The organism is Mycobacterium sp. (assembly GCF_035697385.1).
Taxonomy (GTDB): Bacteria; Actinomycetota; Actinomycetes; order Mycobacteriales; family Mycobacteriaceae; genus Mycobacterium.
On sequence record NZ_DASSCY010000181.1, the window covers coordinates 1 to 12,512 of the forward strand.

A 12,512-nucleotide genomic window follows, 5' to 3' on the forward strand; every position below is an offset into this window, starting at 1 on the left:
CGGATCAGCGCGCCCTCGAGTTCGCGGATGTTGCGCTCGATGCTGCTTGCGATGAGCTCGAGAACGTCACCGGGGACGTCGAGGCGATCCATCTGCGCCTTCTTGCGCAGAATCGCGATCCTGGTTTCCAGCTCGGGGGGCTGAACGTCGGTGATCAAGCCCCATTCGAACCTGGTGCGCAACCGGTCTTCCAGGGTCGCCAGCTGTTTGGGCGGGCGGTCCGAGGAAATGACGATCTGCTTGTTCGCGTTATGCAACGTGTTGAAGGTGTGGAAGAACTCTTCCTGGATACCTTCCTTGCCCTCGATGAACTGGATGTCGTCGACGAGCAGCACATCGATGTCGCGGTAGCTGCGCTTGAACGACGCTTTGCGGTCGTCACGCAGCGAGTTGATGAAGTCGTTGGTGAATTCTTCGGTCGAGACGTACTTGACGCGCATGCCAGGAAAGAGGCGCTGGGCGTAGTTCCCGGCGGCGTGCAACAGGTGTGTTTTTCCAAGACCGGATTCGCCCCAGATGAAGAGCGGGTTGTAGGCACGGGCGGGTGCCTCAGCAATCGCGAGCGTCGCGGCGTGAGCGAACCGATTCGACGCGCCGATGACGAACGTGTCGAAGGTGTAGCGGCGGTTCAAATTGACGGCGGTCGAGTCGCCGCCGGCCGGGTTGTTGGGCCGGTTGGCGAAGTACGTCGGCCACGTTTCCTCGGCACTGGCGAGGGCCTCGGAGTCCTCGTCGACTTCGTCGGGTTCCGTCGGCGACCCCGCGCCGGCGAGGCCATTGAGCGCTTCGTCGGATTCCTCCGAGGTGGGGGCGGCGATCCGGACGCCGAGCTCGACGCGCTGACCCAGTTGACGGCTGAGCGCGGAGATGATCGGCTCACGCAGGTGTCGTTCGATCTCGTTCTGAACAAACGGCGTCGGCACCGACAACAGGGCAAATCCCTCGGTGATGACGAGTGGCTTGACCAGCTTCAACCAGGCTCTTTGCTGGGGCGTGAGAGTGGGGAGATCAGGGTCGCCATTGACAGCCCCGGAAGGGTCGGCGTCACCGTTGAGCTCAGCAACGACGTGGTTCCACACGGCGACGAAAGGTGGGTCGGGGTCAGCTGTCAAAGACGAGAACCCCCTCGAGGCCGATCAAGAGACGACCAAATGAACGATGACGATCTGTCCACATGGTTATCCACAGGTTGTGGAGAGAGGACAGCCGTCGTCGCTCTAGTGTCTACCGGCGAGGACGCCGCGGGCCGGGGCTCGTCACAGGGGTGGTGCGTTCTGTGGGCTCGCGACTGAGTGGGCATCCTCACTTCGTTGTCTGTCGCCGTTTCGTTATCGAATCGGCATTGGCAGAAGCTAACAGTTTTCCGTCCGAGTGCCAACCGTTCTGCAACATTGCTTCCGGGTTCCTTGGCGGGTCTCGAAGCGGCGTGACGGCTGTGGCAGCTGTAAACCGTCCGACGGCGATTGCGGCGGGCGCAGACCAGGTTTGACCCAGCGAAATCTCGTCAGTACCCTCGAACAGTCGCCCGCAAGTGGCGATACGGCTGCGACCCAGGAGCGACTGGTAGACCGCGCCGGCTAGCAAGCGAGACGGACGAGCTTACCAACGGCAACCGCGTCCCCACCGGCACGAGTCTTCATCGGGTGGGATTGCGGATGCCATACGCAACAAGGAGAGACAGCCGTGGCCAAGGGCAAGCGGACTTTTCAGCCCAACAACCGTCGGCGTGCACGAGTGCACGGGTTCCGGCTGCGGATGCGGACCCGGGCCGGCCGGGCGATCGTGTCCAACCGGCGTGCCAAGGGCCGTCGTTCACTGACTGCGTGATCCGACTCAGGATCTAGCGCGGTGCTTCCGGCGCAGCACCGGATGACGCGGTCGACGGAATTCGGTGCCACGGTCAGTCAAGGGGTGCGGGCGGTGCAGCCCGACCTCGTCGTGCACGCGTTGCACTCCAATGAAGCGTCTGCGGACGGCGGGCCCAGGATCGGCCTGGTGGTGTCCAAGTCGGTTGGCGGTGCCGTACAGCGGCACCGTGTTGCTCGTCGCCTCCGCCACGTCGCCCGCACGGTAATCCCCGAGCTGAGTCCCGGCGACCGGGTGGTGATCCGGGCGCTTCCCGGTAGCCGGTATGCGATTTCGGCACGCCTGGAGGAAGAACTGCGGACCGCGTTGCGGCGGGCGAAGTCCAAGAGCGAGGCGACGCGGTGAAAGGTGGTACTGCGTCGGCCGCCGCTCGCGGCGTGATCTATCTCATCCAGCTGTACCGGCATACGGTGTCCCCGTTGCGTCTGCCGACGTGCCGGTTCACTCCGACGTGTAGCCAGTATGCGGTGGAGGCGCTGAGCGAGTACGGCCTCCTTCGGGGAGGCTGGCTCGCGACGGTGCGGCTCCTGAAGTGCGGGCCGTGGCATCGGGGAGGATGGGACCCGATACCGGAGCGCCGCAGCGGCTCACGCGCAGCGGCGGCCGATGAACTCTGGGATACCCCAGCGAAGCCAGGAAAGAGCGGGTCGCGTGTTTAGTTGGTTCAGCCTCGACATCATCTACTACCCGGTGTCGGCGATCATGTGGGTCTGGTTCAAGGCGTTCTCCTTCGTCCTCGGACCGGACAACTTCTTCGCCTGGGCGCTGTCGGTGATGTTCCTGGTGTTCACCCTGCGCGCGATCCTGTACAAGCCTTTCGTCCGGCAGATCCGCACCACGCGTCAGATGCAGGAACTGCAGCCTCAGATCAAGGCGCTGCAGAAGAAGTACGGCAAGGACCGTCAGCGCATGGCGCTGGAGATGCAGAAGCTGCAGCGCGAACACGGGTTCAACCCGATCCTGGGATGCCTGCCGATGCTGGCTCAGATCCCGGTGTTCCTCGGCCTCTACCACGTGCTGATGTCGTTCAACCGGACGCAGACCGGCATCGGGCGCCTCGGGCTCTCGGTGGAGGAGAACCGCAGCCTGGGCAACTATGTGTTCAGCGCGACGGACGTCGGGCACTTCCTGGACGCCAACCTGTTCGGTGCACCGTTGGGCGCGACCATGATCCAGCAGCACGGGCTGGAGGCGTTCACCGAATTCAACCGGGCCTCGGTGATCGCGGTCGGTGTGCCGTTCATGGTCCTGGCGGGCATCGCGACGTACTTCAACAGCCGGGCGTCGGTGGCGCGACAGAGTCCGGAGGCGGCGGCGAACCCGCAGACCGCGATGATGAACAAGCTCGCGCTCTACGTCTTCCCGCTCGGCGTTGTTGTCGGCGGCCCCTTCCTGCCGCTGGCCGTGATCATGTACTGGCTCGCGAACAATATCTGGACGTTCGGTCAGCAGCACTACGTGTTCGGCAAGATCGAAAAAGAGGAAGAGGCCAAGAAGCTCGAGGCTCAGGAGAGGCGCGCGCAGAACGCACCGCCACCCGGAGCCAAACCGAAGCGGGCACGCAAGGCCGTCACCACGACCACCGAGAGCACCGATGATGTCGAGTCGTCGGCGACCGAGCTGGGGACCGAGGACGGCGAACCGCCGGATTCGAGCGCGAGCAAGCCGAACGCCAGCGGGGCGGCGGGAAACCGCGCACCGCGACCGGGAGCGTCACCACGTCCCGGCGCGCGACCAAAGAAACGTAAACGTTGACCGGGCCAAACCCCGGTGGATGAGGGAGAGATAGCGATGACCGACGCTGAAACAACTGAACGCACCGAGGCGCTCGCGGACGAAGAGGACAGCACAGAGGCCGCTGCCCCGGCGAGCGAGGAAGACCAAGAAGAGCGCTTGGTGGCCGAAGGCGAGATCGCCGGTGACTACCTCGAGGAGCTACTGGACCTCCTGGACTTCGACGGCGACATCGATCTGGACGTGGAGGGCGACCGCGCCGTCGTGAGCATCGACGGCGGCAGCGACCTGAACAAGTTGGTGGGCCGCAAGGGCGAGGTGCTCGACGCGCTGCAGGAGCTGACGCGGCTCGCGGTGCACCAGAAGACCGGCGAGCGCAGCCGGCTGATGCTCGACATCGCAAAGTGGCGCCGGCGCCGTCGCGACGAGCTGGCCGCACTCGGGGACAAGGTTGCGCGGCGAGTGCTCGAGACCGGTGAACGCGAAGAGCTGTCGCCGATGACGCCGTTCGAGCGCAAGATTGTGCACGACGCAGTCGCTGCCGTCGACGGGGTGCACAGCGAGAGTGAGGGCGTAGAGCCGTCGCGTCGCGTCGTCGTCCTCGCCGACTGATCAGAGTTACATCTATGTAGTTCGCGTTGTGGCGCCGCTTGCGCGAGATCCGGAGGATGTTTCACGTGAAACATGTCGAGGTGTCGGCGGCGCCGCATTGCGCCGACGCCATCTTCGGAGCCAACGCGGAGCGCGCCCAGCGGTACGCGGAGATCCTGGCCGGGGCGGGCGTCGAACGCGGGCTCATCGGTCCGCGGGAAGTCGACCGGCTGTGGGACCGACACATACTTAATAGTGCGGCTGTCGCCGAACTTCTAGAGCCTGACGAACGGGTGGCCGACATCGGTAGTGGAGCAGGCCTTCCGGGGATACCGTTGGCACTGGCCCGCCCGGATCTCCGGCTGACGCTCGTCGAACCACTCCTTCGTCGGAGCGACTTTCTGCGCGAGGTCATCGACGACCTTGACATCTCGGTGACCGTCGTGCGGGGCCGGGCCGAGGAATCGACCGTTCGACAACAAGTGGGGGATATGGACGCGGTTGTCTCGCGGGCGGTGGCGTCGTTGGACAAGTTGACCAAGTGGAGCTTGCCGTTGTTGCGCCCGGATGGGCGGATGCTGGCCATCAAAGGAGAGCGCGCCGATGACGAGATCCTCGAGCACCGGCGTGTGATGAGGGCGCTGGGTGCTGTCGATGAAAGGGTGGTCAGATGTGGCGCGGACTATTTGAATCCACCCGCCACCGTGGTCGTCGCACGACGCGGGGAGCTGAACCGAAGGTCGAAGCGAACGGGCAGGAGCACAGGATGAGGCCCACACCGGAGCCCGCCGGCCCCGCCCCGACCGGGCCGCCAATTGGCGAAGCCGCGCCCGGTGTTTCACGTGAAACATCACCCATCGACAAAGCCGGGCCCGATGTTTCACGTGAAACATGGGATGGCGCCCGGCCCGAACCGTGGAGCGAGACCGCCGGCGGCGACACCCCGATCGGTGCCGAAGCGGAACGGGCGGTGCGTCTGCTGCATGCCGCCGCGAAGGGCCGCTTGCCGCGCCCCGTCCGTCAGCGCGTCTTCACCATCGCCAATCAGAAGGGTGGCGTCGGCAAGACGACCACGGCGGTCAACATCGCGGCGGCCCTGGCATTGCAGGGACTCCGGACCCTGGTGATCGATCTGGACCCTCAGGGCAATGCCAGCACCGCGCTCGGGATCGAACACCGGGAGGGCACGCCGTCGTCCTACGAAGTACTGATCGGCGAGATCCCGCTACAGGCAGCGCTGCAACGGAGCCCGCACAACGAGCGGTTGTTCTGCGTGCCCGCCACCATCGACCTAGCCGGCGCCGAGATCGAATTGGTCAGCATGGTGGCGCGCGAGGGACGGCTGCGCACCGCGCTCGCCGGCCTCACGAACTACGACTTCGACTACGTCTTCATCGACTGCCCGCCGTCGCTGGGACTGCTGACCATCAACGCACTTGTGGCAGCACCGGAAGTGCTCATCCCGATCCAGTGCGAGTACTACGCCCTCGAAGGGGTGGGGCAGCTGCTGCGCAACATCGAGATGGTCAAGGCGCACCTGAACCCCGAACTGAACGTCACCACAGTGATACTCACGATGTATGACGGGCGAACCAGGTTGGCCGATCAGGTCGCCGACGATGTGCGGACGCACTTCGGTGACAAGGTGCTGCGGACCGTTATCCCGCGCAGCGTCAAGGTGTCCGAGGCACCCGGCTACGGGATGACGATCCTGGACTACGACCCCGGTTCGCGGGGAGCGATGAGCTATCTCGATGCCAGTCGAGAGATTGCCGAACGAGGCGGACCGGACGGGGGACAGGGCCGATGAGCGCTTGCGCGAAGAGCAGACAGCAGCGATGAGCGCTTGCGCGAAGAGGAGACAGCAGCGATGAGCGCTTGCGCGAAGGGGAGACAGAAGTGACACAGCCGACACGTAAGCGCAGCGGCCTCGGACGGGGCCTGGCATCCCTCATTCCCACCGGGCCGGCCGATGACGAAGCGGTGGTGCCTGGCCATCGGATGGGCGATGCGGCCGCCGATGTTGTCCTCGGCGGTGCACCGACCGCGACCGCGGATGCCAACTCCGTCGGCGCCGTCTACCGCGAAATCGACCCATCGGCGATCGAGCCCAACCCGCGGCAGCCGCGGCAGGTCTTCGACGAGGAGTCGTTGTCAGAGCTCGTCCACTCGATCCGCGAGTTCGGCCTCATGCAGCCGATCGTGGTGCGGGCGGTGCCCGACGCACGGCCCGGCGCGCCGCAGTATCAGCTCGTCATGGGGGAGCGCCGCTGGCGCGCGGCGCAACAGGCCGGCATCGCGACCATCCCCGCGATCGTGCGCGAGACCGCCGACGACAGCATGCTGCGCGATGCCCTCCTGGAGAACATCCATCGCGTCCAGCTGAACCCGTTGGAAGAGGCGGCGGCCTATCAGCAGCTGCTCGAGGAGTTCAGCGTCACCCACGACGAACTTGCGGCCCGTATCGGGCGGTCGCGGCCACTGATCACCAACATGATCCGGCTGCTGAGGCTGCCGATCGCGGTGCAGCGGCGGGTGGCCGCAGGCGTGCTGTCGGCAGGCCATGCGCGGGCGCTGCTGTCGCTGGAGGGGACACCCGATCAGCAAGAGGAGCTCGCCGCGCGCATCGTCGCCGAGGGTCTTTCCGTGCGGGCCACCGAGGAAGCGGTCACGCTGGCGAACCGCGCCGATGCCAACACGCCGACGGCGCCGCGGCGCAAGCCGATCCACATGCCGGGCCTGCAGGACGTTGCTGAGCGGCTGTCGACGGCGTTCGATACCCGCGTCACCGTCAGCCTTGGCAAACGAAAAGGCAAGATCGTTGTCGAGTTCGGCTCGGTCGACGACCTACAGCGGATTGTCGACTTGATGAACTCTGCGAAGCCCTGACCGACGACACACGGTAATTACGTCACTGTGACACAGACCCCTGTTCGGGTGCCGCGGGCGGCCCGCTCATCAAGGAAATACCATGTGTACCAACAAGATTCGGTCGCACGGCGGTCAACGGTGATCGAAGACGGCGAAAACGGGCGTTCGACGGCACGCCCTTCTATCCTGGAGTGGCAGCCGTGCACGTCAGCACCGCATGGAACCCGGGGAGTTTAGTGGCAGCGCGAATCACGCCCCTGCGGCTCGAGGCTTTCGAGCAGTTGCCCAAGCACGCACGCCGATGCGTGTATTGGGAGGTGGATCCGTCGACGCTGCCGGCAGACGATCACCTCTCCGACCCTGAGTTCGAGAAGGAAGCGTGGCTGTCGATGGTCATGCTCGAGTGGGGGTCGTGCGGTCAGCTCGCGGTGCGCTGCGCCGACAGCGACGCGGGGCTGATCGAGATTCCGCCCAGCGACGAACCATGCCTCGGCTACGCGTTCTACGCACCTCCGCGCGCCGTGCCGCGGGCGCGCACCTTTCCCACCGGACCGGTCAGCGCCGACGCGGTGCTGCTCACCTCGCTGGGGGTCGAGTCCGGCCACGGCAACGAAAATCTCCCACGCAGCCTGATCGCCGCGGTCGTCGGTGATCTGGTCCGGCGAGGTGTGCGCGCACTCGAGGCGTTCGGTCGTACGGCGGAGGTAGCCGAGTTGCTCGACCCGAGCCTGGTTGCGCCTGATCTGCAGCCGGTAGTCGAGGTGCTCGGTGACTGCTCGGTCGACCAGTGCGTCCTCGACTCAGACCTTCTGGCAGACGCCGGCTTCGTCGTGGTGTCGCAGCACCGGTACTTCCCGCGGCTGCGTCTGGAGCTGGAGCAGGGGCTGGGGTGGAAGGCCGACGTCGAAGCGGCACTCGAGCGGCTACTGGAATCCGCCCAACTGCAACAGCCGGTGGGCGCGGGATCGAGCCCGTGCTCCTGAGCCCTACGGCTACGTCGGGCTGACCCGCCCCGCCTGATCGACAGACAATTCGTGCGCAAGCAGCTCGGCGAACGTGAATGTGCCTGTGGGGCGGTCATTTTTGCCGAGCAAGTACAGCCGCTTGACAGCAGCCAGGATGCCTTCTGCGACCGAGTCGCGGGTGTGAGTGGACACCAGCATGCCACGGTCACGCGGATTGGTGATGTAACCGACGTCGACCTGAACGGTGGGCATGCGCGTGAGCCGCAGCAGGTCCCAGGTCCGGCCGTGAGTGCGGCAGTCGCGTAATCCAGTGCGCGCCACCACTTCTCGCTGAATGAAGTCGGAAAGATTGCGGCCGATGGTGGACACCGATCCGTGCGAGTTGCCGAAGTGGAACGACGCCACCCCGTTGGCCGACGGACTGGCCTGGGTGGCGCAGCGCAGGCTGATCATCAGGTCCGCGCCGACGGTGTTGGCGGTCGCGGCGCGTTCGGCGTCGGAGGGAGCGCGGTTGGCCGGCCGCGATAGGAACGTCTCCATGCCGATCGCGGTCATCCGGCCCTCGAGCCGACTTGCCAAGTCCCAGAGGATATCTGCCTCGCTGATCGGACCATCCGGCCCGTTCATGATCAGACCGTGATCGCCACCGCCCCTGCCCGGATCGATGATGATCCGCTTACCCGACAGCCGCGGCCCCGACCGGCGAACCAACTCTTCCTCGCGTATGGCGTGCGGAGAACCTCCGGTGACTCGCGACCCCAGAAAGTACAAGGAGCGCAACGTTTCCGGGCCACAGATGCCGTCGGGATACAGTCCGTATTCGCGCTGATACGACATCAGCGCATTGTGGGTTTGCAATCCGAAGTGGCCGTCCACCAGTCCGGTGTAGAACCCGATGTCCTGCAAGCGAGCCTGCAGGGTTGCGACATCGTCGCCGTACATCGGCGCGCCGAATTGGTGGTTGAGCGTGCGTGCGCCGAGGCGATACGAAGCTTCCTTCAGCGCACGATAAGTGGCTGCACCGACGATTCCGTCGACGAGCAGACCGCGGTGCTGCTGGAAGGCACGCACTGCATGGTCGAGTTCGTCGTCGAACACGTCAACGGCGACGTGCTTGCCGGTGGTCAGATCGGCGTCGGGGTTGTCGGTCAGTCCCAACGCTGCAAGTGCCGCCCGGATCTCGGTGACCGCACCCCCGCGGTCACCGCGACGCAGACTCGACATACGCGGCCTTTCGGTCGGTTGTCAGCGGGGATATCGCGCTGACGAAGCAAAGACAAGCTAGGCAGCATTGTCTCAGACGGCCCGGTGATTCGGGAAAACCCCAGGCCGGTGTGAGACTGACGGATTGCGGCGTTAGACCACGTCAGCGAGTTCGCGCAGCAGCGCAGCCTTGCCTTTTGCACCGACGATCCGCTTCACCGGCGCGCCGTCCTTGAACAGGATCATCGTGGGGATCGAGACCACTTGAAAGTCTCGGGCGGTCCCGGGATTCGCATCCACGTCGAGTTTGGCCACCGTCAGTGCGCCGGCCTTCTCGTTGGCGATCTCCTCCAGCACGGGGGCGACCATCTTGCATGGGCCGCACCAGGTGGCCCAGAAGTCGACGAGGACCGGGGTGCTGCTCGACAGCACGTCGTCGGAGAACGAGTCGTCGGTCACGGCAACTGTTGCAGTGGTTTCGGCCATGGTGATGCTCCTATCGGATTGGTGTCTCGGTGGTCTCATCGCTTGGGCCAGAACCGATTTCGGCCAGCCAACGCTCTGCGTCGATGGACGCCGAACAGCCGGTGCCCGCGGCGGTGATGGCCTGTCGGTACGTGCGGTCGACGAGATCTCCTGCCGCGAACACGCCCTCGATCGAGGTGCTGGTGCTGCGGCCTTGAACCTGCACATAGCCCTCGGGGTCGAGCTCGACCTGCCCGCGCACAAGTTCGGAGCGGGGGTCGTGGCCGATCGCGACAAAGACGCCGGTGACCGGGAGCTTGGATTCCTCACCGGTGACGGAGTTACGCAAATGGACACCGGTCACCTTCGGACCGCCCTCGATCGCGGTGACGTCGGTGTTGGTCAGGAAGGTGATCTTCTCGTTGGCGCGAGCCCGCTCGAGCATGATGCGGGAGGCGCGGAACTCGTCGCGGCGATGGATGATCGTGACGCTGCGGGCGAAGCGCGTCAGGAACGTCGCTTCCTCCATCGCCGAGTCGCCGCCGCCGACCACCGCGATGTCCTCGTCGCGGAAGAAGAACCCGTCGCAGGTGGCGCAGGTGCTGACGCCCATGCCGAGCATTTCCTCTTCGCCGGGCACACCGAGGTGCCGGGCCGCCGCGCCCATCGCGAGGATGACGGCGCGGGCCTGATGGGTCTCGTCACCGACCGTGACGGTCTTGATCTCGCCGTCCAGTGAGACCGCGTCGACGTCCTCCATGCGCAGGTCGGCGCCGAACCGCAACGCCTGCTCACGCATCTCGTCCATCAGTTCGGGACCGGTGATGCCCTCGCGGAATCCGGGGTAGTTCTCCACCTCGGTGGTGGTCATCAGCGCGCCGCCGAACTGGCTGCCTTCGAACACCAGCGGCTTGAGCTGTGCACGTGCGGCGTAGATTGCGGCGGTGTATCCGGCCGGCCCTGAACCGATGATGATCACGTCGTGAACGGACGATGTGGCTGACATGCGAGCCTTTCTGCTGCGGCACGGATACAAACACCAGGGTAGGCCCGGGTGTTCCCGGAGGGTCGAAGGACAGATTACGGACGAGTGACCACGGTGTCGGCAAGCAGGCCGGTGTGGGCTCTACTGCAGTTGGGCTCCACCACCAACGCCAGGACCGTCGTGGGTGTTTCACCGGGCAGCAGCATCAGCACCGCCGGCCGCCCGAACATGTCGAGGGGTCGCGCGCCGAGCACTTTTGTCGCTTCCGGATAGCCGAGGCCTTCGAGGCACGACCCACGCCGTTGCGGGTCGGTGAGCAGCCCGTAGTCCGGCTTGACGGACAGCAGGCCGACGATCTGCGCATCGGACAGCGGGATGGCGGGCGGTGGGCGCGACACGGTGATGCTCTCGGCGGTCGGCCCGGTGGACAGTGTTGGGGCCGGATCGCGCGCCAGCATCAGTGCGCCGCCGACGATGCCCGCGACGGCCGCAGCGATCCCGACGATCAACGGGAGCAGCTTCGGGCGGGGGAGCGGATGCGACACCGCGTGGGCGGCCGGCGGCGACGCGGCCCGCAGCGCGGCGCCTATCCGCGCTGTCACCGCCGCGGGCACGTCGGGTGCGGAGTCCGCGTCGGCCCCCAGGTGCGCCAGGTCGCGACGGACGCGGTCGATCGCGGCGGGGTCGGGTGCGTGGCCCGTGCCGCTGTCCATCGCTGCTCGCTCCCGCCGTCGGTCGGTGACCTTAGACAGTCTCCATCACGCAGGGTTGGACGGCGAGGAAGCGGCCGCGGTTCCGTCGTCGGTCACCGCGAAATAATCGAGCGCCTCTGCCAGCTTGGCCCGGGCCCGCGAGCAGCGGCTCTTCACGGTGCCCTCCGCGACGCCGAGCATGCGGGCGGTCTCGGCCACCGAGTACCCCTGCATGTCGACGGCGACGACGGCCGCACGCTGTTCGACGGGCAGGCGCATCAGCGCGCGTTCCACCACGATCGCGGTGTCCACCCGCGGCGTCGGGTCGCCGATGTGACAGTCGTCGTCGAGCAGGGCCGTGGTCGGATGCGACTTGTGGCGCCGCAACCGATCCAGGCAGGCGTTCACGACAATGCGGTACAGCCAGCTGCTGACGGCCGCGTCGTGGCGGAAGGCGGCCGCAGTGCGGTGCGCCGACAGCATCGCGTCCTGCAGCGCATCGGCGGCGTCGTCGGGGCTGCGGCTGGTGATCTTGGCCAGTCGGTATAGCTGACGCTGGTGCCGGTAGAACAGCTCCTCAAAGGCGTACCGGTCGCCGGCGACATGTGCGGCGAGCAACTCCGCGTCGGTCCGTTCCCCGTCCGCATCGAAGCTCCCCACAGCCGAACACTAAACGGCGCCGAGGGTGCCCTCTGACACAAGTTTGCCGACTTGGGGATAGCGGGCTAGGAGGCGCCCTTGAGCGTGACCTCGGCGATGTCGGAACGGCTCTCACCATCGACCTGACCCAGCGTGGAAACCCACACCAGCACGTAGGACGTCGGCGTGGCGTCGTCCACCTTGATGGTGTTGGAGCCCGGCTTGAGCGCGGTGGCCGGCGTCAGCACGGTGGTGTCATCCAGCGACGACGGCGTCGCCGTCTGCGACGAGCGGATCTCGACCGAGGTGCCGGTGCTGTTCAGGTCGATGGTGACCTCGCCGATCTTGGTGGGCTGCGAAAGCTGCAACATCAGCCCGACGCCGTTCTTGAAGTTCGGGAACGGCACCGGATCGGAGTACGTGTCGATGGGCCACACCGTGCTGGAACTTCCGTCGATCGCCTTCGCGGCCTCGTCCGGCGCGTCGGCCTCACCCTCGGGC

At 66.0% G+C, this 12,512-nt stretch carries 15 protein-coding genes and 1 pseudogene; 9 read left to right on the forward strand and 7 right to left on the reverse strand.

Annotated elements, in window-relative coordinates:
- The coding region (dnaA, locus tag VFH65_RS14760) for a chromosomal replication initiator protein DnaA (protein WP_353322433.1) at positions 1-1,112 on the reverse strand (1,112 nt) is incomplete at its 3' end.
- A 571-nt stretch (positions 1,113-1,683) separates the two neighbouring features.
- On the opposite strand from dnaA, the gene rpmH reads away from it, so the two are divergent.
- The 9 genes from rpmH (at position 1,684) to VFH65_RS14805 (ending at position 8,045) form a co-directional block, all read left to right on the forward strand.
- Positions 1,684-1,827, forward strand: a complete 144-nt coding sequence (gene rpmH / locus VFH65_RS14765; protein ID WP_082949722.1) for a 50S ribosomal protein L34 — start codon at positions 1,684-1,686, stop codon at positions 1,825-1,827.
- A gap of 21 nt (positions 1,828-1,848) precedes the next feature.
- Complete coding sequence (rnpA, locus tag VFH65_RS14770; protein WP_353322434.1) at positions 1,849-2,211, forward strand: ribonuclease P protein component; 363 nt, start codon at positions 1,849-1,851, stop codon at positions 2,209-2,211.
- Positions 2,208-2,525 (forward strand): membrane protein insertion efficiency factor YidD, encoded by a 318-nt coding sequence (yidD, locus tag VFH65_RS14775; RefSeq protein ID WP_353322435.1) that lies wholly within the window; start codon positions 2,208-2,210, stop codon positions 2,523-2,525. Before rnpA ends, yidD begins: the two co-directional genes overlap by 4 nt.
- The gene (gene yidC, locus VFH65_RS14780) at positions 2,473-3,621 is read left to right on the forward strand and encodes a membrane protein insertase YidC (RefSeq protein WP_353322436.1); all 1,149 of its coding nucleotides are present in this window, start codon (positions 2,473-2,475) and stop codon (positions 3,619-3,621) included. Before yidD ends, yidC begins: the two co-directional genes overlap by 53 nt.
- Positions 3,622-3,657: 36 nt before the next feature.
- A complete protein-coding gene (locus VFH65_RS14785) occupies positions 3,658-4,212 on the forward strand; it encodes a protein jag (protein ID WP_353322437.1) in 555 nt (184 codons plus the stop codon).
- A 56-nt stretch (positions 4,213-4,268) separates the two neighbouring features.
- Complete coding sequence (rsmG, locus tag VFH65_RS14790) at positions 4,269-4,961, forward strand: 16S rRNA (guanine(527)-N(7))-methyltransferase RsmG (RefSeq protein WP_353322438.1); 693 nt, start codon at positions 4,269-4,271, stop codon at positions 4,959-4,961.
- Positions 4,958-6,001 (forward strand): ParA family protein, encoded by a 1,044-nt coding sequence (locus VFH65_RS14795; protein ID WP_353322439.1) that lies wholly within the window; start codon positions 4,958-4,960, stop codon positions 5,999-6,001. The genes rsmG and VFH65_RS14795 overlap by 4 nt, the downstream gene beginning before the upstream one ends.
- Positions 6,002-6,090: 89 nt before the next feature.
- The gene (locus VFH65_RS14800) at positions 6,091-7,080 is read left to right on the forward strand and encodes a ParB/RepB/Spo0J family partition protein (RefSeq protein ID WP_353322440.1); all 990 of its coding nucleotides are present in this window, start codon (positions 6,091-6,093) and stop codon (positions 7,078-7,080) included.
- Between the two features lie 218 nt (positions 7,081-7,298).
- Complete coding sequence (locus tag VFH65_RS14805) at positions 7,299-8,045, forward strand: acetyltransferase (RefSeq protein ID WP_353322441.1); 747 nt, start codon at positions 7,299-7,301, stop codon at positions 8,043-8,045.
- Positions 8,046-8,054: 9 nt separating this feature from the next.
- Here VFH65_RS14805 and VFH65_RS14810 read toward each other — a convergent pair whose 3' ends face one another.
- From VFH65_RS14810 to VFH65_RS14835, 6 genes and pseudogenes are all read right to left on the reverse strand, one after another.
- Positions 8,055-9,251, reverse strand: coding sequence for an N-acetylmuramoyl-L-alanine amidase (locus VFH65_RS14810; RefSeq protein ID WP_353322442.1), 1,197 nt, complete (start codon positions 9,249-9,251; stop codon positions 8,055-8,057).
- Positions 9,252-9,383: 132 nt separating this feature from the next.
- Positions 9,384-9,716, reverse strand: a complete 333-nt coding sequence (gene trxA, locus VFH65_RS14815; RefSeq protein WP_414688423.1) for a thioredoxin — start codon at positions 9,714-9,716, stop codon at positions 9,384-9,386.
- 10 nt (positions 9,717-9,726) lie between these two features.
- Entirely contained in the window at positions 9,727-10,701 is a 975-nt protein-coding gene (gene trxB, locus VFH65_RS14820; RefSeq protein WP_353322443.1) for a thioredoxin-disulfide reductase, read from the reverse strand.
- 74 nt (positions 10,702-10,775) lie between these two features.
- The gene (locus VFH65_RS14825) at positions 10,776-11,393 is read right to left on the reverse strand and encodes a hypothetical protein (protein WP_353322444.1); all 618 of its coding nucleotides are present in this window, start codon (positions 11,391-11,393) and stop codon (positions 10,776-10,778) included.
- 45 nt (positions 11,394-11,438) lie between these two features.
- Positions 11,439-12,032 carry an RNA polymerase sigma factor SigM gene (gene sigM / locus VFH65_RS14830; RefSeq protein WP_353322445.1) on the reverse strand — a complete coding sequence of 198 codons (594 nt, stop codon included), beginning with the start codon at positions 12,030-12,032 and terminating at the stop codon, positions 11,439-11,441.
- Between the two features lie 65 nt (positions 12,033-12,097).
- A pseudogene (locus tag VFH65_RS14835) lies at positions 12,098-12,512 on the reverse strand (murein biosynthesis protein MurJ); the annotation flags it as partial.